General features: G+C 61.9%; 19 protein-coding genes. 13 read left to right on the top strand and 6 right to left on the bottom strand.

Annotated elements, in window-relative coordinates:
• Positions 1-112 precede the first annotated feature (112 nt).
• A complete protein-coding gene (trpS, locus tag AADW22_RS03670; RefSeq protein ID WP_243251136.1) occupies positions 113-1,129 on the bottom strand; it encodes a tryptophan--tRNA ligase in 1,017 nt (338 codons plus the stop codon).
• A 75-nt stretch (positions 1,130-1,204) separates the two neighbouring features.
• On the opposite strand from trpS, the gene AADW22_RS03675 reads away from it, so the two are divergent.
• A complete protein-coding gene (locus AADW22_RS03675; protein WP_005851267.1) occupies positions 1,205-1,891 on the top strand; it encodes a rhomboid family intramembrane serine protease in 687 nt (228 codons plus the stop codon).
• A 75-nt stretch (positions 1,892-1,966) separates the two neighbouring features.
• On the opposite strand, the gene murJ is transcribed toward AADW22_RS03675, so the two are convergent.
• The 3 genes from murJ to AADW22_RS03690 all read right to left on the bottom strand — a co-directional run bounded on the left by murJ (position 1,967) and on the right by AADW22_RS03690 (position 7,649).
• Complete coding sequence (gene murJ, locus AADW22_RS03680) at positions 1,967-3,559, bottom strand: murein biosynthesis integral membrane protein MurJ (protein WP_074636055.1); 1,593 nt, start codon at positions 3,557-3,559, stop codon at positions 1,967-1,969.
• A 108-nt stretch (positions 3,560-3,667) separates the two neighbouring features.
• Positions 3,668-6,451 carry a [protein-PII] uridylyltransferase gene (locus AADW22_RS03685; RefSeq protein ID WP_037964853.1) on the bottom strand — a complete coding sequence of 928 codons (2,784 nt, stop codon included), beginning with the start codon at positions 6,449-6,451 and terminating at the stop codon, positions 3,668-3,670.
• A 13-nt stretch (positions 6,452-6,464) separates the two neighbouring features.
• Positions 6,465-7,649 carry a penicillin-binding protein activator gene (locus tag AADW22_RS03690; protein WP_064216349.1) on the bottom strand — a complete coding sequence of 395 codons (1,185 nt, stop codon included), beginning with the start codon at positions 7,647-7,649 and terminating at the stop codon, positions 6,465-6,467.
• A gap of 89 nt (positions 7,650-7,738) precedes the next feature.
• Here AADW22_RS03690 and rsmI point away from each other — a divergent pair, with 89 nt between their 5' ends.
• Genes rsmI through AADW22_RS03710 form a run of 4 tightly spaced genes read left to right on the top strand, consistent with a single transcriptional unit; the run spans position 7,739 to position 10,898 of the window.
• Positions 7,739-8,599, top strand: coding sequence for a 16S rRNA (cytidine(1402)-2'-O)-methyltransferase (rsmI, locus tag AADW22_RS03695; RefSeq protein ID WP_304951261.1), 861 nt, complete (start codon positions 7,739-7,741; stop codon positions 8,597-8,599).
• 1 nt (position 8,600) lies between these two features.
• The gene (locus AADW22_RS03700; protein ID WP_005851276.1) at positions 8,601-8,990 is read left to right on the top strand and encodes a YraN family protein; all 390 of its coding nucleotides are present in this window, start codon (positions 8,601-8,603) and stop codon (positions 8,988-8,990) included.
• Positions 8,991-9,048: 58 nt separating this feature from the next.
• Positions 9,049-9,984: a glutathione synthase gene (gene gshB, locus AADW22_RS03705; protein ID WP_407474282.1), complete on the top strand. Its 936-nt coding sequence runs from the start codon at positions 9,049-9,051 to the stop codon at positions 9,982-9,984.
• Positions 9,981-10,898 (top strand): alpha/beta hydrolase, encoded by a 918-nt coding sequence (locus AADW22_RS03710; RefSeq protein ID WP_304951263.1) that lies wholly within the window; start codon positions 9,981-9,983, stop codon positions 10,896-10,898. Before gshB ends, AADW22_RS03710 begins: the two co-directional genes overlap by 4 nt.
• Here AADW22_RS03710 and AADW22_RS03715 read toward each other — a convergent pair.
• Both AADW22_RS03715 and AADW22_RS03720 read right to left on the bottom strand, forming a co-directional pair.
• Positions 10,864-12,378 (bottom strand): YifB family Mg chelatase-like AAA ATPase, encoded by a 1,515-nt coding sequence (locus AADW22_RS03715; RefSeq protein ID WP_304951266.1) that lies wholly within the window; start codon positions 12,376-12,378, stop codon positions 10,864-10,866. The genes AADW22_RS03710 and AADW22_RS03715 overlap by 35 nt on opposite strands.
• A gap of 120 nt (positions 12,379-12,498) precedes the next feature.
• Positions 12,499-13,080 carry a histidine phosphatase family protein gene (locus AADW22_RS03720; protein ID WP_064216353.1) on the bottom strand — a complete coding sequence of 194 codons (582 nt, stop codon included), beginning with the start codon at positions 13,078-13,080 and terminating at the stop codon, positions 12,499-12,501.
• Positions 13,081-13,252: 172 nt separating this feature from the next.
• On the opposite strand from AADW22_RS03720, the gene AADW22_RS03725 reads away from it, so the two are divergent.
• From AADW22_RS03725 to AADW22_RS03760, 8 genes are all read left to right on the top strand, one after another.
• Entirely contained in the window at positions 13,253-14,140 is an 888-nt protein-coding gene (locus AADW22_RS03725) for an RNA polymerase factor sigma-32 (RefSeq protein WP_005851286.1), read from the top strand.
• 107 nt (positions 14,141-14,247) lie between these two features.
• Entirely contained in the window at positions 14,248-15,441 is a 1,194-nt protein-coding gene (gene coaBC / locus AADW22_RS03730; RefSeq protein WP_407474283.1) for a bifunctional phosphopantothenoylcysteine decarboxylase/phosphopantothenate--cysteine ligase CoaBC, read from the top strand.
• A 64-nt stretch (positions 15,442-15,505) separates the two neighbouring features.
• Positions 15,506-15,955 (top strand): dUTP diphosphatase, encoded by a 450-nt coding sequence (dut, locus tag AADW22_RS03735; protein WP_037944894.1) that lies wholly within the window; start codon positions 15,506-15,508, stop codon positions 15,953-15,955.
• A gap of 99 nt (positions 15,956-16,054) precedes the next feature.
• The gene (gene phnC / locus AADW22_RS03740) at positions 16,055-16,864 is read left to right on the top strand and encodes a phosphonate ABC transporter ATP-binding protein (protein ID WP_005851291.1); all 810 of its coding nucleotides are present in this window, start codon (positions 16,055-16,057) and stop codon (positions 16,862-16,864) included.
• A 67-nt stretch (positions 16,865-16,931) separates the two neighbouring features.
• Positions 16,932-17,843: a phosphonate ABC transporter substrate-binding protein gene (gene phnD, locus AADW22_RS03745; RefSeq protein WP_005851293.1), complete on the top strand. Its 912-nt coding sequence runs from the start codon at positions 16,932-16,934 to the stop codon at positions 17,841-17,843.
• Positions 17,844-17,914: 71 nt separating this feature from the next.
• Positions 17,915-18,799 (top strand): phosphonate ABC transporter, permease protein PhnE, encoded by an 885-nt coding sequence (phnE, locus tag AADW22_RS03750; protein ID WP_005851294.1) that lies wholly within the window; start codon positions 17,915-17,917, stop codon positions 18,797-18,799.
• Positions 18,796-20,094 carry a phosphonate ABC transporter, permease protein PhnE gene (gene phnE, locus AADW22_RS03755; protein ID WP_407474284.1) on the top strand — a complete coding sequence of 433 codons (1,299 nt, stop codon included), beginning with the start codon at positions 18,796-18,798 and terminating at the stop codon, positions 20,092-20,094. Before phnE (AADW22_RS03750) ends, phnE (AADW22_RS03755) begins: the two co-directional genes overlap by 4 nt.
• On the top strand, positions 20,094-20,708 hold the full coding sequence (locus AADW22_RS03760; protein ID WP_407474285.1) for a chloramphenicol acetyltransferase: 615 nt from the start codon (positions 20,094-20,096) through the stop codon (positions 20,706-20,708). The genes phnE (AADW22_RS03755) and AADW22_RS03760 overlap by 1 nt, the downstream gene beginning before the upstream one ends.
• Positions 20,709-20,710: the final 2 nt, after the last annotated feature.

Raw genomic sequence — 20,710 nt, forward strand, 5'->3', positions numbered from 1 at the left:
CGAAGGCTGGCAAAACGCTAAAGGATTGTCCATGGGGGCAAGGCCCGCAGCCGTGGTGCTGCGGCGGATCTGTGGGAGGAGTATTTGGGAAAGGGTGAAGGGGCGGGCTGGTTTAGCCCACCATGCCCACAATCTCGTAGGTTTTCTTGAGGATCGGCGCGGTGATCTCGCGCGCTTGGGTGGCACCGTGGGCCAGAATGCGGTCGATCTCTGCCTCGTCGGCCATCAGCTCTGCCATGCGGGTGCTGATCGGGGCCATTTTGGCGACGGCAAGCTCAGCCAGTTTGGGTTTGAAGGTGCCGAACTGCTGGCCGCCCACATCGGCCAGAACCTGTTCAACGGTCTGGTCGTTCAGCGCGGCGAAGATATTTACCAGATTGCGCGCCTCTGGCCGGTCCTTGAGGCCGTCCACTTCGGAGGGGAGCGCATCGGCGTCGGTCTTGGCCTTGCGGATTTTCTTGGCGATGGTGTCGGCATTGTCGGTCAGGTTGATACGGCTGGCATCGGAAGGGTCGGATTTCGACATCTTCTTGGACCCGTCGCGCAGGGACATGACGCGGGTTGCAGCCCCTTCGATCACCGGTTCGGTCAACGGGAAGAAATCGACGCCGTAGTCATGGTTGAACTTGGCCGCGATGTCGCGGGTCAGTTCAAGGTGCTGTTTCTGGTCCTCGCCCACGGGCACATGGGTCGCGTGATAGATCAGGATGTCGGCGGCCATCAGCGCGGGATAGGCAAAGAGCCCCAGCGACGCGGCTTCGGCGTTCTTGCCGGCCTTGTCCTTCCACTGGGTCATGCGGCCCATCCAGCCCATGCGCGCCACGCAGTTGAAGACCCAGGCCAGTTGCGCGTGTTCGGGCACCTGGCTTTGGTTGATCAGGATGGATTTATCGGGGTCGATGCCCGACGCGATAAAACCGGCACAAAGCTCGCGCGTGCTGCGCTTGAGGTCCGCAGGGTCCTGCCAGACGGTGATGGCGTGCAGATCGACCATGCAGTAGATCGACTGTACCCCCTTGTCCTGCGCATCGGCGAAACGTTTGAGCGCGCCCAGGTAGTTTCCAAGATGCAAATCGCCCGACGGCTGGATGCCGGAAAACACACGCGGGGTGAAAGGGGTGTCGGTCATTGGATGCTCCGATAAGGCTGGAAACTACGGCCAGATGGGCTTACCCATGCGCACCATGCCCGTCAAGGAGGCCCTATGGAAGACCCAGATTTTCACCCCCCCGTGAACCCGATGCCCGCAACCGTGACGCTGCTTTTTCTGGCGCTGGCGGGGATAGAGGTCGTGCTGTCGCTGGCCGAGGCCGGGATCATCGGCGGTCCTGCTGCTGTGGGCTGGCGTCTGGCCTTGATCCGAGACTTCGGATTTTCGGGCGATGTCTTCGACTGGATGGTCGCCAACATGCAGTTCCCCCTGCGCGACCTGTCGCGGGTGGTGAGCTATAGTTTCATCCATCTGGGGTTCACCCATGCGATCTTTGCCTGCGTGCTGTTGCTGGCGCTTGGCAAGATGGTGGCCGAGGCGATGGGGCAGGTGGCGTTTCTGGCGATCTTCTTTGTGTCGGGCATTTTCGGCGCGGTGGTCTATGCGCTGGTGCTGGATGATCCGGTCTGGCTGGTCGGTGCCTACCCGTCGGTCTATGGGCTGATCGGCGGCTATTCCTTTGTCATGTGGCGCAAGCTGGCGGTGCAAGGGGAACAGCAGTACCGCGCGTTTTCCCTGATTGCCGTGCTGATGGGGTTGCAGCTGATCTGGGGCGTGTTCTTTGACGCGGGCACCCAGTGGGTGGCGGAGCTTTTGGGCTTTGCCTGTGGTTTCGCGCTGAGCTTTGTTTTTGCGCCGGGCGAATGGGGCAGGCTGCGGGAGCGTATTCGGCATCGGTGAGGCTTGCAGGCGGGACAGGCAGGGGGCCAAGCCCCCTGACCCCCGGGATTTAATGCCATTTGGAAGCGGGTCGGGTTAGCCGCGTTTTAGGGCGCGTTTGAATTCGGCCAGTTTGAACGCACCGATGAGCTGGCCGGTGCCGAAGTAGCTGACGGCCGCCAGGGCAATGAGGATCACCAGGGCGACCCCGCGCCACCAGGGTTCGGCGAGCAGGGGTTGCAGGGCCAGGTTGCCGATCCAGAGCGCGCCGCCCATGACCGCCGCCGCCGCCATGATGCGCCAGATGCGTTTGTGAAAACGCGCATCGAATTTCGCGGCAAGCCCGAAACCACGTGCGCCATAGGCCAGCAAGGCAAACATCGCCCATCCCGCCAGTGTCGTTGCGATGGCAGGGGCTATCCAGCCGATCACGGGGCTGAGGCCGACGGCCAGTACCACGTTCACCACCATTGCCACCACTGCAAAGTAGAACGGGCGGCGGGTGTCTTCACGCGCGTAGTAAAGCGGTTGCAGGATCTTTTGCAGCACGAAGGCCGGCAGGCCGAGCCCGTAGATCGCCACCGCAATGGCGATGGCCGCGGCGTCATCTGTGGTTGTGGCCCCGCGTTGGAACAGCACCGTGGCCAGCGTGAAGGGGATCACCATCAACGCAACCGCCGAAGGGATGGTCAGCGCCAGCGACACCTCGGCGGCGCGGCTGATCTGGGTGTGCGATCCCTGTTCGTCTCCGGCCTTGAGCCGTCGTGACAGGTCGGGCAGCAGCACCACGCCAATCGCGATCCCCACCACGCCCAAGGGCAGTTGGTAGAGGCGGTCTGCGTAATTGAGCCAAGCCACGGCCCCTTCGTAGAAGCTGGCGACCTGACGGCCGACCAGTAGGTTGATCTGCATAACTCCGCCTGCCAGGGCCGCAGGGGCGGCGATGATGGCGAGGCGTTTCAGCTCGGGCGTCAGGCGGGGGCGACGGCCGAAGGTCAGTGTGAAGCCCGCGCGTTTCGCGGCCCACCAGACCAGCGCCAGTTGCGCGATCCCCGCCAGCGGGACAGACAGCGCCAGCGTGTCGCCGATCTGCAGGCCAAGGGCCTTGTCGATGCCCATGCCGATCGCCTCTGATCCGTCGCGGCCCAGGGCGGCCCCGATCAGGACGGCGAGGATGAAGATGACGTTCAGCACCACAGGGGCTGCCGCCGCCGCCATGAAGCGGCCCGTGGCGTTCAGCACGCCCGATACAAGTGCGGCGAGGGAGATGAACAGGATATAGGGGAAGGCCAGCCGCCCGTATTCGACCGCTAGATCGAACCGTTCGTCCCCCGCAAAGCCCGAGGCCATCAGCAGCACCAGCCCCGGCATCGCGACGATCCCGATGATGGTGAACAGCGTCAGGATGAACGCCATCCCGACGAAAGCATCCTGCGCGAACTTCTCCGGATCATCGCCGCTTTCGAGCTTTTTCGAGAACATCGGCACAAAGGCCATGTTGAACGCCCCCTCGGCAAAGAAGCGGCGGAACATGTTGGGCAGGGAAAAGGCGACCAGAAACGCTTCGGCTGCGGGGCCGGAGCCAAGGTAGCCCGCGATCATCACATCGCGCACGAACCCCATGACCCTGCTGAGGAGGGTCCAGATCCCGACGGTGAAGAAGCCGGACATAAGGCGGATAGGTTTCATGGTGGTGCTGCCCCGTAACTGCGGTGCGAATGGCCTAGCCGTTGGCGCCGCACTGCGCAATCAGGGAAATGCGAACACAGCCGTCATGCCCGCGCGAAAGCGCCGATGTCAGTCCTGCGCCCGCGCAACACCGTCGATGATCGCCGCGCGCAACCGTTTCTCGAGCGTCTTTTGTTTGCTTTCGGTATAGTATTTCAACCCGAACATATCCTTGACGTAGAAGGTATCGACCACCTGTTCGCCATAGGTCGCGATCACCGCATTGGCGATATAGACGTTGGATTCAGACAGCGACCGCGTGAGGTCATAGAGCAGGCCGGGGCGGTCGCGGGTATCCACCTCGATAATCGTGTAGATCTCGGAGCCTTCGTTATCAAAGGTGATATGCGTGGGCACCTTGAACACTTTCTCGCGCTTTTTCACCTTGTCGCGGGATTTCAGCGCGTCGCGCGCCAGAATTTCACCCTTGAGCGTCTTGGAGATCATCTGCCGCAGCCGTGGCAGGCGCGAGACGTCGTAGGGGTTGCCCTCGGCGTCCTGGATCCAGAACGCATCGGTCACCCAGCCGTCCTTGGTGGTATAGCTGCGGGCATCGACGACATTGGCCCCGACCAGCGCCAGCGCACCGGCGAGCCGTGCAAAGATGCCCGGGTGGTCAGCCATGACAAAGCAGGCGCGGGTGGCGTCGCGGTCATCGTCAGGGTGCAGGTCAATGCGGATTTCACCGTCCTGAATATCGCGGAGCTGTTCGGCGAATACGACCTGAGAGGCCGTATGAAGCCCCTGCCAATAGGGCGGGTAGTGGCGTGCGGTTTCGGCCTGAAGATCCTTGCGCGGCCAATGGGCAAGGGCCGCACGCAGGGCCTTTTTGGCCCCCGCGCCGCGGTTCTCGCGGTTGAGGTCTTCGAGCCCGGTCTCAAGCGCGCGTTTGGTTTGCCGGTAGAGCCCGCGGATCAGCACGGCTTTCCAGTTGTTCCATGTGTTCGGGCCGACGCCGCGGATATCGCAGACGGTCAGCACACACAGCAGATCAAGCCGTTTGACGGTCTGCACAGCCTTGGCAAAGTCCCGCACGGTGCGCGGATCGGAAATATCGCGTTTTTGCGCCATATCCGACATCAGCAGGTGGTAGCGGACCAGCCATTCGACCGTGTCGACCTCGGCCTTGTTCAGGCCCAGACGGGGCGCGATCTTGCGGGCCATTTGGGCCCCGAGGATCGAATGGTCTTCGGGGCGGCCCTTGGCGATATCATGCAGCAATAGAGCCACATATAGCACCTTGCGGTTCACCCCACGTTGCAGGATCGACGAGGCGACGGGCAGGTCTTCTTCCAGCTCGCCCTTCTCGATCAGGGCAAGGTTTGTGATGCACTGGATCGTATGCTCGTCCACCGTATAGCTGTGGTACATGTTGAACTGCATCATCGCCACGATGGGCTCAAACTCGGGGATGAAGGCCGACAGCACGCCCAGTTCGTTCATCCGGCGCAGGCCGCGTTCGGGGTTGCCGTGTTTCAGCATCAGATCAAGGAAGATCCGCCGCGCTTCGGGCGTGTTGCGCATGTCGTCGTCGATCAGGGCGAGGTTCGCTTTGACCAGACGCATCGCATCGGGATGGATCAACATGCCGGTGCGCAATGCCTCTTCGAAGATGCGCAGTAGGTTCAGCTTGTCGCTGATAAACGCCTTGCCATCGGTGACGGCCAGCCGCCCGCCCACGACCTCATAGCCGTCGCGCAGCTTTGGGCGACGGCGAAAGATACGTTCGAGCAGGGGTTCCGCCTTGACGTGCAAGGCTTCGAGCTTGGTGAGGAAGATGCGCGTCAGCTCGCCCACTTCGGTGGCGTGGCGGAAATAGGCCTGCATGAACACCTCGACCCCGCGGCGGCCCCGCGTGTCACGGTATCCCATCGCCTCGGCCACGGCGACCTGCATGTCAAAGGTCAACTGTTCGGTCGCGCGTCCTGAAATGAGGTGCAGGTGTCCGCGTACCGCCCAAAGAAAATTCTCGGCCGCGACGAAGGTCTTGAATTCTTCCTCTAGAAACACGCCGCGGTCGACAAGATCGGCGGCATGTTCGACGCTGTAGATATGTTTGGCGATCCAGAACAACGATTGCAGATCGCGCAAGCCGCCCTTGGCCTCTTTGACATTGGGTTCCACAACATACCGTAGACCCTGCTTGCGGTGCCGCGCGTCGCGTTCCTCCAGTTTGGCTTCGATAAAGCTGCGACCGGTGCCTGCAAATAGATCAGTCTTGAGCGTTTCATCCAGATCCTGCGCCAAAGCCACATCGGCGGCGATAAAGCGGTGTTCCAGCAGGGCGGTCTGGATCGTAAAATCCTCGCGGCCAAGGGTCACGCAGTCGCGGATGGTGCGGGTGGAATGGCCGACCTTCAACTTGAGATCCCATAGCATGTAGAGCATGGATTCGATCAGGTTTTCAGTGCGCTGGCTGGGCGTTTGGGGGATGAGGAACAGTAGGTCCACATCAGAATAGGGGGCCATCTCTCCGCGGCCATACCCGCCGACGCCGATCACGGCGAGCCGGTCGTTCGGGCCAAGCGTTTCAACCGGGTGGAGCCGTTGTCCGGCGATCTGCAGGGTCGTGCGGACAAGCTGATCGGTGAGGTAGCAATAGGCCGACGTCATGGGGCGCGCGTTGAAGGGTGACGCCGCGAAGGCGCGGGCGATTTCGGCGCGCCCGTTCTTTTGCGCGTCTTGCAGGACGGCGACGGCGGCGGCCTGAATCTCTGCCGGATCGGTCAAACCGTCCAGCACGTCCTTGAGCGCGGCGGAAACAGCCGCTTCGTCAAAGATGCGTTTGGGGGTGCTGATCAGGTGACGCGCGGTGGCCTCACCTGATTCTGCTGGTGCAACAAGGGGTTTCACAAAAGGCGGTCCCTTAGAAACCGGCCCCGCCAAAGGCTTGGGGGGCAGGGCTGATGATGACGACCTGCTGATTGCGGATCGTGGCAATGGCAAGGCCGCGTTCGGCGGTGCCGTCCGCCTTGAGGCGGAACACGCCGCTCGCCCCGCGGAAGCCCGCGCCCTGGGTCAGACGTGCCGCGGACAACGCGTCGGATTTGCCGGATTTCGCCAAGGCCCCCACGGCTGCGATCCCGTCAAAGGCCAGACCAGCGATCGGGCCGGGTGTGTCGCCATAGGCTGCGGCATAGCGCTGCGAAAATGCGGTTGTCGCACCGGGATCGGGCAGGGCGAACCAGCCACCTTGCACGCCGGGCAGGGCCAGCGTTTGGGGCGGGATGTCCCAGCGGGTCAGACCGATGTATTGCGTGGTGGCACCGCTGATCCCTGCCTCTGGCAGCATCTGTGCGAAGAGCGGCAGGGCACTGGCCGAGGATGTTGTCAGGAAGATCGCATTCGCCCCGTTGCTTTCTACGGCAGCTTTCACGCGCGGCACGGCAGACATTACGGCTTCTTGGCTCAGCGCGTAATCAACCGTACCGGCAGAGGTCGCCCCGTTTGCGGCAATCGCCTTGAGGATGGCATCGCGACCCAGCTGGCCGGCCAGATCCTGACCGTGCAGTACGAGGATCTTGTCTTTTCCGTTGCTCTTGGCGTAGCGGACCAGACGGTTGGAGGTGTCGTTAAAGTTCTGACCCAGCACAAAGACATTGCCGCCCGCGATGCTGGGGTTGTTCGAGAAGGACAGGACATTCACGCCCTGCGCGGCAACCGCGTTGCCCGCCGCATTTGCGGCCTCGCCATAAAGCGGCCCCAGAATGATCTGAGCCCCGTCGGTGACAGCCTGCGCCGCCGCGGTGCCCGCAGTGCCGGCATTGCCGCCCGTACCATAGACCCGCAGGTCAATCTGCACGCCGCCCAGATCGCGGATCGCCAGACGCGCGGCGTTCTCAAGTTCTTGCGCCAGCAGGTTATCCGCCGCCGAACCGCCACGCGGGATCAGCAAGGCCACCGGAATAGGTTTGCTCGAGTCGACTTTGGGGCCCTTGGACCCGTTCATATTGGTCATCGCCACAGGTTCACAGGCGGCAAGCGCCAATGCAATCAGTGGCAGGATCAAAAGCCGCAGTGGCTTGCGAAGGATGTTGAAAACAGCGATCATAACAGTGTCACTCCATTGGTGGCAGGTCGGCGGCGATGGCCCCGGGGACATATGCACTGATCATAGAGGGTGCGAAAGGCGGGTCCAGCTTGAATTACCAAAAGATTCCCCTTGCGGCGGGGCTTTACTTTGTCGGGGTGCCGATCGGCTCTGCCCGCGACATAACCTTGCGGGCGCTCGACGTGCTGGCCTCGGCTGATGTGCTGGCGGCGGAGGACACGCGGAGCCTGCGTAAGTTGATGGATATCCATGGGGTGCCTCTCAACGGGCGACAGATTGTGGCGTTGCACGACCATTCGGGCAGTGGTGTGCAGGACAAGCTTGTCACCGCGATCCGTGATGGGCAATCCGTCGCCTATGCCTCTGAGGCTGGCATGCCGCTGATCGCGGATCCGGGGTTTGAACTGTCCCGCGGTGTGGGCGAGGCAGGGCTCATGCTGACCTGCGCCCCGGGCCCCTCGGCGGTGCTGACCGCGCTGGCTTTGGCAGGGTTGCCGACGGATGCCTTCTTTTTCGCAGGGTTCCTGCCCAATGCGAAAGGCGCACGGCTCACGGCGCTGCAAAAGTTGAAAGAGGTGCAAGGCACGCTGGCTTTCTACGAATCACCCAAGCGGGTGGGGGCGATGCTGCGCGATGCCGCACAGGCGCTGGGCGGGGAACGTTCCGCGGCTGTCTGTCGCGAGCTGACCAAGAAGTTCGAGGAAATTCAGCGCGGTACCCTGGATGAGTTGACCGAACACTACAGCGGTAAAGCCCCGAAGGGCGAGATTGTTGTGCTGATCGATCGCGGGCGTTTACCGGCTGTTAGCGAAAGTGATCTAACCTCTGACCTTGCGAACGCATTGGAAACGAATTCGATGCGCGATGCCGTCGATATGGTGGCGCAGGCATATGATGTGCCGCGCCGACAGGTGTATCAGGCGGCATTGGAACTGGGGAAAGAAACCTAAGATGACCGACACACTGACGACATTGGCGAAATCCGTTCAAGGGGCTGTTTCCTACCACGCAGGTCGTGCGGCTGAACTGCAGGTTTCGGATGACTACCGCCGCCGCGGCTTTGATCTGGCACATGAACGGTGGCGCGGTAAGGCGGGCGAAATTGATCTGATCATGCGAGACGGCGACGGGATCGTCTTTGTCGAAGTGAAGAAAAGCAAAAGCCATGACAGCGCCCTGCAGCGTTTGAACCGGAAACAGATGCGCCGTATCTATCGATCCGCCGAAGAATTCATTGGCGGCGAACCCAAGGGCGCGCTGACGGATGTGCGGTTTGACGTGGCGTTGGTCGATCAGACCGGTGACCTGCGGATCCTTGAAAACGCCTTCGGGCACGACTGACCCATTGCACCCCACGCCCTGCTGCGCCATCTAGAAAGGAACAACAGGGAGACCCCTTATGAAAATCGCCTTTCAGATGGACCCGATCGGGGACGTGAACATCAACGCGGACAGCAGCTTTCGCCTGGCCGAGGAAGCACAGGCGCGCGGGCACGCGCTGTTCTACTACACCCCCGATCACCTCGCCTATCAAGAGGGGCGCATAACCGCGCGGGGTCATAATCTGACCGTGCAGAGGGTGCAGGGCGATCACGCCACCTTGGGGCCTGAACGCGAGGTTGATCTGGCGGATTTCGACGTGGTCTGGCTGCGGCAGGATCCGCCGTTCGACATGCATTACATCACCTCGACCCATTTGCTGGACCGTCTGAAAGAGACAACGCTGGTGGTGAATGACCCGTTCTGGGTGCGGAACTACCCCGAAAAACTGCTGGTGCTCGATTTCCCGCAGCTGACCCCGCCGACCACAATCGCCCGTGATCTGGACACGATCAAAGCGTTCAAGGCGAAACATAAGGATGTCATCCTCAAGCCGGTTTACGGGAACGGGGGCGCGGGTGTCTTCCGTCTGGACACGAATGATCGCAACCTCAGCTCTTTGCACGAACTGTTCACCGGTTTCTCGCGCGAGCCGTTGATCGTACAGAAATTCCTGCCTGCTGTGTCCAAGGGCGATAAACGGGTGATTCTCGTGGATGGCGAAGCCGTCGGGGCCATCAACCGCGTCCCGGCAGAGGGGGAAACCCGGTCGAACATGCATGTGGGCGGCCGCCCCGAGAAGGTCGGCCTGACAGAGCGTGACCTTGAAATTTGCGCCGCCATCGGCCCGTTGCTACGCGAGAAAGGGCAGATTTTCGTCGGCATCGATGTCATTGGCGACTATCTGACAGAGATCAACGTGACCTCCCCCACGGGCATACAAGAACTGGAACGCTTCGACGGCACCAATATCGCGGCCAAGATATGGGAAGCGATCGAGCGTAAGCGCGCATGAGCCTGCTGCGCCCTCTGCTGAACGGCTATTTACGTTTGGTAGAGAAGCGCAAGCTGGCGCGCTCGCGCGACGTGCACAAGATACGTCGTGATTTTGCGAAAACCGCGCGGCTGCTGTTTCGGGCACCGCGCGGCACCCAGATCACCCGCAGCCGCTTGGTTGGCGCGGGCGATGTTCTGCGGGTGACCCCTGCGCAAACACGCTCTGATCTGGTGATCTTTTACATTCATGGGGGTGGTTTTGTGTTCGGCAGCCCCGATACCCACGGGGCGATGCTGGGGGCCTTGGCGCAGCGTCTGGGGGCTGCGGCGGTATTGCCCTATTACCGTCTTGCCCCCGAAGCGCCGTTTCCCGCCGCAATCGAAGATGTCGCCACGGCCTATCAGGCGTTGCTCGACAGCGGTGTGTCGGCGCAGAATGTCATTATCGGGGGCGATAGCGCAGGTGGCGCGCTGGCGTTCAATCTGCTTAGCCGGCTTTGTGCAGGCAGTCGACCCCTGCCGCGCGCGCTTTTTGCCTTTTCACCGCTGACCGATTTTCTGCACGAGGGGGCCAGCTTCCGCGAGAATGCGGCACGAGAGGCCGTATTGCCGGCCGCGCAGGCCGGTCTTATGGCAGAGATGTATCTGGCAGGTGCCGACCCCCGAGATCCCGATATAAGCCCCTTGCTTGCGAGCTATCCGGGGGCACCGCCAGTCTGGATCACCGTCGGTTCCACAGAGATTCTACGCGATGACGCGCGCCGGATGGCAGCGCATTTGCGGGATCAAGGTGTTAGCGCGTCGTTGGAAGAGGAGCATGACCTGCCCCACGTCTGGCCGATCTTCCACAATACCCTGCCCGAAGCGCGGGTCACGTTGGACGCATTGGCGGCCTGGATCACGCAAGTGCCACCGACGGCAACCGAAAGCTGAGCGCTTCGGCCAGATGCGGTTTGCGCACGTCGCCAGCCCCGTCCAGATCCGCGATGGTGCGCGCCACACGCAATACCCTGTGATACCCACGTGCCGATAGGTGAAACCGCTCTGCCGCGCGGGACAGCAGCTGTCGCGCCTCCGTATCCGGGGCGGCGATCTGTTCCAGCAGGTTCCCTTCGGCATCTGCGTTCAGGGCTGCTGTGGGATGGTCGGCAAAGCGGTCGTGCTGGCGGCGGCGCGCGGCTTGCACCCTTTGGGCGACTTCCGCCGAGCCTTCCGCACTGGGGGGCAGGTCGAGGTCGGTATAGCCCACGGGCGGCACATCTATTCGCAGGTCGAAGCGGTCGCGCAGCGGGCCCGAGACGCGATTCATATAATCCTCTCCGCAAGCGGGGGCTTTGCTGCATGCGCGGGACGGATCGCTGAGATAGCCGCACTTGCAGGGGTTGGCTGCGGCGACAAGCATGAATTTGCACGGGTATTTCACATGTGCATTGGCGCGGGCGATCATCACCTCGCCCGTTTCAACGGGTTGGCGCAGGGTTTCGAGCACGGTGCGCGGGAATTCGGGGAATTCATCCATGAACAGCACGCCGTTATGGGCAAGGCTGACCTCTCCCGGTTTGGCCAGCCGCCCGCCGCCAATGATCGCCGCCATAGACGCCGTGTGGTGCGGTTCGCGGAACGGGCGCAGACGAGAGATGCCGCCGTCATCCAGAAGCCCGGCAAGCGAGTGGATCATAGAGGTGCTGAGCGCCTCTTGTGGGGTCAGCGGGGGGAGGATGGAGGGCAAACGCGCCGCCAGCATGGATTTACCCGAGCCGGGCGTGCCGACAAACATCAGGTGATGACGTCCCGCGGCCGCGATTTCCAAGGCGCGTTTGGCGCGTTCCTGACCTTTGACATCACGCAGGTCATGCTGGCTGGGGCTTTGCGAGACTTCGCCCGGTGTGGCAGGGGGCAGCGGGGTTTGGCCGGTATAATGCCGCACCACCGCACCGAGGCTGGGGGCCGCGATCACCTGCGCATTGCCGACCCAAGCCGCTTCGGCACCAGAGGCAGCGGGGCACAGCAGGCTACGCCCGTTTTCCGCCGCAGCCATCGCCGCAGGCAGCGCGCCGATCACGGGGATCAGGCTCCCGTCCAGAGACAGTTCGCCCAAGGCGACGGTGCTTTGGATGACATCATTCGGCAGGATATCGATCGCCCCCAGCAGGGCCAGCGCGATCGGCAGGTCGAAATGGCTGCCTTCTTTGGGCAGGTCGGCAGGGCTGAGGTTGATCGTGATCCGTTTGCTAGGCAGGGCGATGGCCATCGCACCAAGCGCGGCACGAACCCTTTCGCGCGCTTCCGACACCGCTTTGTCGGGCAGGCCCACGATTGAAAAGGCGGGCATGCCAGCGGAGAGCGCGCACTGCACCTCGACGATGCGCGCGTCGATGCCCTGGAATGCGACCGTATATGCCCGTGCGACCATTCTACCCCTGATGACTTGCGATACCTCAGGGGTAGGGCGGGGGTGTTTAATAAGCGTTAACGGGCGTGGAAAGCGCGGGATTTGAGTTTAATTGGCAAAATGAAGGTAGGGGCGGGGCCGTCAGACCTGATGGTTGATCGTGCCGATGTCCCACCCCTGCGGGGTGATGTGTATATCCGTGACCGACAGGTTGTCGATCTTATGGGCCATCGCGGCATGGGCATCCACACCAAGCGCGCGTTGGACCTGTGTCAGGATCACGCCGAAATGCGCTACGGCGATGATATCTGTGTTCGGATGGGCCTGTGTGATCCGGTCAACGGCGGCGTTGATCCGGCGGGCCGCGTCGTTCCAGCTTTCGCCTTCGGGGGCGGCGATGTCACCCGGGGTGGTCCAATAGGCGCGGCTGAGCTCGGGGTGGCTTTGCGATACATCGCGGGCGTGCATGCCGTCCCACAGCCCGAAATCAAGCTCGCGTAGGTCGCGGTCATGGGGCAGGCGCAGGCGGCTGGCAGAGGCCAGCGTATCGGCGGTGGCAGACGCGCGGATGAGGTCCGAAGATACCATCACGGCCCTCTGCGGAAGATGCGCGTTGAGCCGACCGAGCTGTGCGACATCGGACAGATCGGCAGGGACATCGCGCCAGCCGACAAAGTTTTTCTCGTGGGTCGGGCCGTGGCGCACCCAATGCCAGATAGTCATGATCAGCGCGCCTTATTCGCCCAGTGGTTTGCGATTTATTTAGCGTCATTGTCACAAAGTCAAAGCAAGCTGCGCGGAAAAAAGCCGATTCTTTTTCGATTCCGCGTGAACCAACTGGCGGTTTTCCGCGTTTAGATGAAAAGGCGCAGACAGATGTGCCTCAATAGTAGGGATGGACATCATGACGCTGGCGCAATCACGTGAATTTTCTTTGACCCGCACCGCAATGAAAGCAGAGCTTTTAGATGCGGAGACAGAGCTGAAGCTTGCTTATGCCTGGCGGGACGAACGCGACGAGGAAGCGTTGCATCGGCTGATCACAGCTTACATGCGTCTAGCTATCTCGATGGCGGGTAAATTCAAGCGCTATGGCGCGTCGATGAACGATCTGATCCAGGAGGCCGGATTGGGCCTGATGAAAGCTGCCGACAAGTTCGACCCCGACCGCGGGGTGCGCTTTTCTACCTATGCCGTCTGGTGGATCAAGGCGAGCATTCAGGACCACGTCATGCGCAACTGGTCGATGGTGCGCACCGGCTCTACGTCCTCTCAGAAATCGCTGTTCTTCAACATGCGCCGTGTACAGGCACGTCTCGAGCGCGAGGCCCAGGCCGCGGGCGAGACCCTGGACAAGCATCAGCTGCGTCAGATGATCTCTACCGAGATTGGCGTGCCGATGCATGACGTCGAGATGATGGAGGGGCGCTTGTCCGGCTCTGACTTTTCGTTGAACGCGACGCAATCGGCAGAGGATGAGGGTCGCGAGTGGATCGACGCGCTGGTCGACGACAGTGCGCAGGCCGCCGAACGTGTCGAGGAAAGCCACGACACGCTGACACTGCGCAGCTGGCTGTTGTCGGCGATGCAGGCCCTGAACGAACGCGAACAATTCATTGTGCGCGAACGCAAGCTGCGCGATCAGCCGCGGACGCTTGAAAGTCTGGGTGCCGAGCTGAGCCTGTCGAAAGAACGCGTGCGCCAGCTAGAGGCCGCGGCCTTTGGCAAGATGCGCAAAACGCTTGAGACACAATCCTCCGAGGTGCGCCACTTCCTGATGTGAGCTCCCTGATATGATCCCGCGGTCTGCCCGCTCTGCCGCAGGAACGGGCTGGCGGAAAATGAACCGCCCCCCTATGGTCGGGACGAACACCGACGACGGGGGCGATCATGCTGGCTGGGAAACATATTCTGCTGATAATCGGGGGCGGCATTGCCGCTTTCAAATCCCTTGATCTGATCCGTCGCCTGCGCGAACGCGGGGCCACTGTGACGCCCGTGCTGACCCGCGCGGGCGAAGAATTTGTGACGCCTTTGTCCGTTTCGGCGTTGGCGGGGCAGAAGCTCTATCGCGACTTGTTCGATCTGGGCGACGAGGCCGAGATGGGGCATATCCAGCTCAGCCGTGTCGCGGATCTGGTTGTGGTGGCCCCTGCCACGGGGGATCTGATGGCCAAGATGGCGAGCGGCGTGGCGAATGATCTGGCCTCTACCCTATTGTTGGCGACAGATACGCCGGTGCTGATGGCGCCGGCAATGAACGTGCGCATGTGGGACCACCCCGCGACGCAACGCAACCTTGCGACCCTGCGCGGTGATGGCATCCATGTGGTCGGCCCGAATGATGGCGATATGGCCTGCGGGGAATTCGGCCCCGGGCGCATGTCCGAACCGCTTGAGATCGTCGCCGCGGTCGAGGCGCAGCTGGCCGATGGTCCGCTAAAGGGGCGACGTATTCTGGTGACCTCCGGCCCGACGCATGAGCCGATTGATCCTGTGCGCTATATCGCGAACCGGTCCTCGGGCGCGCAGGGCACAGCGATCGCGCGCGCGCTGGCAGCGTTGGGGGCTCAGGTGATCTTTGTCACTGGCCCTGCCGACGTGCCCCCGCCGGAGGGGGTAGAGGTGATCCGCGTGCAAACGGCGCAGCAGATGCAGGAGGCGGTAGAGGCCGCCTTGCCCGCCGACGCAGGCGTTTTTGCCGCGGCGGTGGCGGATTGGCGCATGGCCAGCGCCAGTGATCGAAAGCTCAAGAAATCGAAAGACGGGCCGCCGGTACTGAGCTTTGCGGAAAATCCCGATATTCTGAAAACCGTCAGCGCGGCGGGGGCGCGGCGGCCCAAGCTGGTCGTGGGCTTTGCCGCCGAGACGAATGACGTCGTTGAAAACGCCACGGCGAAACGGCTGCGCAAAGGCTGCGACTGGATCGTTGCGAATGATGTCTCACCGGCGACAGGCATTATGGGCGGGGCGGAAAATGCTGTGACCCTGATCACGGATGCGGGTGCCGAAAGCTGGCCGCGTAGGGGCAAGGATCAGGTGGCACAGCAGTTGGCCGCACGCATTGCAGAGGCGTTGCGCTAGAGTTTTCTTGCCTTCGGCGAGGATTTAAAACCATTTGGAAAGCGGGCGTGCGGTGGAGCGGATGATGAGCGAGATCAAATTCAAACGGGTCAGCGGCAATGATGATCTGCCGCTGCCGTCCTATGCCACTGCCGGGGCGGCGGGTATGGATTTGCGGGCCTTTCTGCCAGACGGGCCGATGGAATTTGTAAAAGGGCAGATCAGTCTGATCTCTATCGGGTTCTCGGTCGAGTTGCCGCGCGGGACAGAGATGCAGATTCGGCCACGGTCGGGCCTGGCGTTGAAGCACGGGTTTCTGATTCCCAATGCGCCCGGCACGGTGGATGAGGATTACCGCGGCGTGGTGATGGTCGGGCTGTACTATGTAGGGGATGCGCCTTTCGTTATCCGGCACGGGGATAGGATCGCACAGGCTGTTATTGCGCAGGTTCAACAATACGTCTGTGTCGAGGTCGATGCCTTGTCCGATACCACGCGCGGGGACGGCGGATTCGGCTCTACCGGCCTGAAATAGACGAGGATCGTGAAAGGTTCCGCTGTCGTGAAACTTTCATAAAGCTGAAACGAATGTGAATTAATGCCGCCCTAGGTTCCCCGAAAAAAGGGGAACCGAATGCTTCAGCTTCAAGCCGTCACAAAAACATTTGGCGCGAATACAGCCGTTCACGCAGCGAGCTTTTCCGTCGACCGCCCGATGATGATTGGCATCATTGGCAGTTCCGGTGCCGGTAAGTCGACGCTGCTGCGGATGATGAATTGCCTGACCCCTGCCAGTTCGGGCGAGATTCTGGTCAACGGGCGCGACATCACCAAGCTGCGCGGGGCCGAGAAGCGCGATTGGCAATCCCATTGCGCGATGATCTTTCAGCAGTTCAATCTGGTGCCGCGTTTGGATGTGGTGTCGAACGTACTGCACGGCACGTTGAACCGCCGGTCGACATTGGCGACGATGTTCAATCTCTACCCCGAAGACGACATCATCCGCGCCATCGATATTCTGGACCGTCTGGGCATTGCCGAGCACGCTCCCAAACGCGCCGAGGCCCTGTCGGGCGGGCAGCAGCAACGTGTCGCCATTGCGCGCGCACTGATGCAGGACCCCACGATTATTCTGGCCGATGAACCGATTGCCTCGCTTGATCCGATGAACGCACAGCTGGTGATGCAGGCGCTGCGGGATATCCACGAACAGGACGGGCGCATGGTGATCGCGAACCTGCACACGCTGGACACCGCACGTCGCTATTGCGACCGCGTGATCGGCATGCGGCAGGGGCGGATCGTGTTTGACGGCACACCCGCGCAGCTGACCACCGGTGTGGCGCGCGACATTTACGGGGCGGATGCCAGCTTTTCCGAAGCGACGACATCGACCCAGATCGAAACGCTGTCCGCCCGTCCCGAAACGGTGGCGGCGCAATAACCCCAATTATCTTTTCATCCCCAGCCTCCGATCCTCGGGGGCCTATCTGCAAAAAGAGAGACGACCGATGAACAAACTACTTGCTGCTGCTTTCGCGACGACCGCCCTTGCGACGGGTGCTGTGGCCCAAACCGAAGCCATTTCCGAATTCCGCATCGGTATTCTGGGCGGCGAGAACGCACAGGACCGGATGAATTCGAACGAATGTATGCGCGCCATGACCGAGGATGCCTTGGGCGTCCCGACCAAGCTGTTCGCGCCTGCCGATTATAACGGCGTTATCCAGGGTCTGCTGGGCGGCACGCTGGATATGGCATGGTTGGGTGCTTCGGCCTATGCCGCGGTATATCTGCAAGACGCTGAAGCGGTCGAGCCTGTGCTGGTGAAAATCAACGTGGACGGGTCCTATGGCTACCACTCCATCGGGTTTGCCCGCGCCGACAGCGGCATCACCAAGCTTGAAGACGTCAAGGGCAAGGTCTTTGGTTTCGGTGACCCGAACTCCACCTCCGGCTACCTGATCCCGTCGATCGAGATCCCCCAGATGGGCGAAGAGATCACCATGGACTCCGGCGCGTATTTTGGCGAGGTCAAGTTCACTGGCGGTCACGAGCAGACCATCGTTGCGGTCAACAATGGCGACATCGACGCAGGCGTGACCTGGGCTGATGGTCAGGGCAACTGGGAAGACGGCTACAACTCCGGCGCGCTGCGCAAGGCCGTGGACGCAGGCCTGGTCGATATGAACGATCTGGTGGAAATCTGGCGTTCCAAGCCGATCCCTGAAGGCCCCGTCGTGCTGCGCACCAGCCTGCCTCAGGACGTCAAAGACAAGATGACCGCGCTGGTCGACAACCTGTACGAGAACGACCCCGACTGCGCCTATGGCGTGGCGGCGGGCGACAGCCTTGGGTTCGATCCGATCACCCATGACGCCTATGTGTCGATCATCGAAGCCCGCAAGGCAAAATCGAATTGATCCAAGTGATTTAAGCACTGTCGCTGGCTCCGATCCGCATCGGGGCCAGCATTTTTACGTAAGGGCTTCCCATGACCGCGACATCGCAAACCGACCCCGACCTGGCAGGGATCCAGGAAAACTATCTGGCACTGGCCCGATCAAAGCGCTGGATGAATCTGGTGCTGCTGATCCTTTTCGTAGCGCTGCTGGTGGGTGGATTTAACACCGCAGGCAACCGCAATGCGGGCGGGTTCTGGGACGGCTTGCCGAATATTCTGGATTTCCCCGCCGATGTGATCGGCGAAGCGATTGAACGCGGGCACCTGCTGCCCGGCTATATGGCGAAGTACCTGCCGTCGCTGATCGAGACGGTGAACATCGCCGCTGCCTCGACCCTGCTGGGGGCGATGGTCGGGCTGTTCTTGTCGCTGATGGTCACGCGCGGGTTGGCCCCGGTGCCGTGGCTCGTGGGCCCTTTGCGCCGCGTATTGGATCTGCTGCGTGCCATACCCGAGATTGTCATCGCGCTGGTGCTGATCTTTCTGCTGGGGGGCGGGCCAGTGCCTGCGATGATCGCCATCGCGCTGCATACCATCGGTGCCTTGGGCAAATTGTTCTCGGAGGTGAATGAAAACGCATCGCTCAAACCGGTAGAGGGGCTTGCCTCTGTCGGGGCGGGGTGGAGCCAGCGCATGTGGCTTGGCGTGATCCCGCAGGTGGCCCCGAACTACATCAGCTATGCGCTCCTGCGGTTCGAGATCAATATCCGCGCCTCTGCGATCCTTGGCTTCGTCGGGGCAGGGGGCATCGGCTATGACCTGCGCAATACCATGAGCTGGGGGCAGGGCAAATTCGACGAAGCCGCTGCCATCTTCCTGCTGCTGTTCCTGACGATTGTGATCGTCGACCAGCTTTCTTCTGTTTTCCGTAACCGTCTGACCCACGGCCTGCCGAGCGCAAAGGTGACCCTATGACCGCGACCGCCCTTCACACCCAGACGATGGTCCATTTCTCGCGCAAGCGGATGGCTGCGCTGGCGCTGCCCGTGATCGTTCTGGCCTATTTCGTCTATATCTTCTTTGCCTTCGATATTCCGGGGCTGGGGGATCGGATCAACGTGGGCAATGCCCGCACGCTGGTGGCCGATGCCTATAGCTACAAGACCCATGTCACGCAGGACAACCGCGACGGCGCGTTTTCCGTCGCGATCGAAGGCGAGCGTAAGGGCGCATATGAAGCCGGCACGGCCCCCGATTGGGTCACGTTGGGGGATCGCCCTGTCGCGGATCTGGGGGGCGGGCATATCGTGACCTTTGGCCCGCAGGTCAGCTATGACATCCCGGGCTATGGCACGGTCGTGGCCGAGCCGGGGCAGCGCGGCGTTCAGGCGACATTCCCGCCCGGCGACATTCCCGACTATATCAGCGCGTCCAAGAACCGCGTGATGATCAACACCGAGGCAGGGCGGCTGACGATCACCCGCAACCGGACCGAGGTGTTCAAATACGACTACGGGTGGGAGCTGTTCTTCTTCACGCTCGACAGCCCCTATCACGGGCTGGGCCCGGTCGCGCTGATGAGCCGCGCGTTCAGCGGTGAAGCGGGCGCGATCTTCCATGACTTCTGGACCAACCGCATGTGGCGGCACAGTGATGTGGCCTGGGCGCTCTACGAGACTTTGCTGATGGCCTTTCTGGGCACATTCGGCGCAGCGATCATCGCCCTCCCGCTGGGGTTCCTTGCGGCCAAGAACTTTACCCCGCTGCGATCCTTGCGCTTTGCCGCACGGCGGATGTTCGATTTCCTGCGCGGTGTCGACGGGCTGATCTGGACCATCGTCCTGTCGCGCGCCTTCGGGCCGGGGCCGCTGACCGGAGCCTTGGCGATCCTGCTGACCGACACAGGGTCTTTCGGCAAGATGTTCTCGGAAGCGCTGGAGAATGTGGACGGCAAACAGATCGAAGGTATCGCCTCTACCGGGGCCAAGCCGCTGCAACGCTACCGCTTTGGGGTGCTGCCGCAGATCGTGCCCGTGCTGCTCAGCCAGGTCCTCTATTTCCTTGAATCCAACACCCGCTCTGCGACGATCATCGGGGCGATCACCGGCGGCGGCATCGGTCTGCTGCTGACGCAGGCGATTGCCACCCAGAAGGACTGGGAAGAGGTGACCTATTATATCGTGCTGATCGTGCTCATGGTCATGGCGATGGACAGTTTCTCGGGCTGGCTGCGCCGCAAGCTGATCAACGGTGACGAGGGCGGTCACTGATGCCGCGCCTGACTGCCGACAGCCCCTTCATCCACCCCGACTGCGAGATCAAAGATGCCACATTCGGAGCCTATACAGAGGTCGGGCGCGGGTCGCGGATCGCCCACAGCCAGCTTGGCGATTACAGCTATTGCGACCGCTACGCCGACATTGCCAACACCACCGTGGGTAAATTCTCGAACATCGCGGCCTATGTGCGGATCGGGGCCACAGACCACCCGATGGAAAAAGCCAGCCTGCATCACTTTCACTACCGCGCGGGCGACTACTTTGACGGCGCGGCTGACGATGACGCTTGGTTCGCACACCGTCGCAGCCGGCGCGTTACCCTTGGCCATGACACATGGCTTGGCAATGGCGCACAGGTGCGGCCAGAGGTAACGATCGGCCATGGCGCGGTTGTCGCGGGTGGGGCCATCGTGACCAAGGATGTCGCCCCCTATATGATCGTCGCGGGCATTCCCGCGGTGCCGCTGCGGGCGCGGTTCAGCGTGGGCATCGCTGACCGGATGATGGCACTGGCATGGTGGGACTGGCCCCATGACGCCTTGCACCGCGCGCTGGATGATTTCCGCACACTGTCAGCCGAGGCATTTCTGGAGCGCTACGAATAACG

It is taken from the genome of Sulfitobacter sp. PM12, assembly GCF_045586035.1.
Classification (GTDB): domain Bacteria; phylum Pseudomonadota; class Alphaproteobacteria; order Rhodobacterales; family Rhodobacteraceae; genus Sulfitobacter; species Sulfitobacter pontiacus.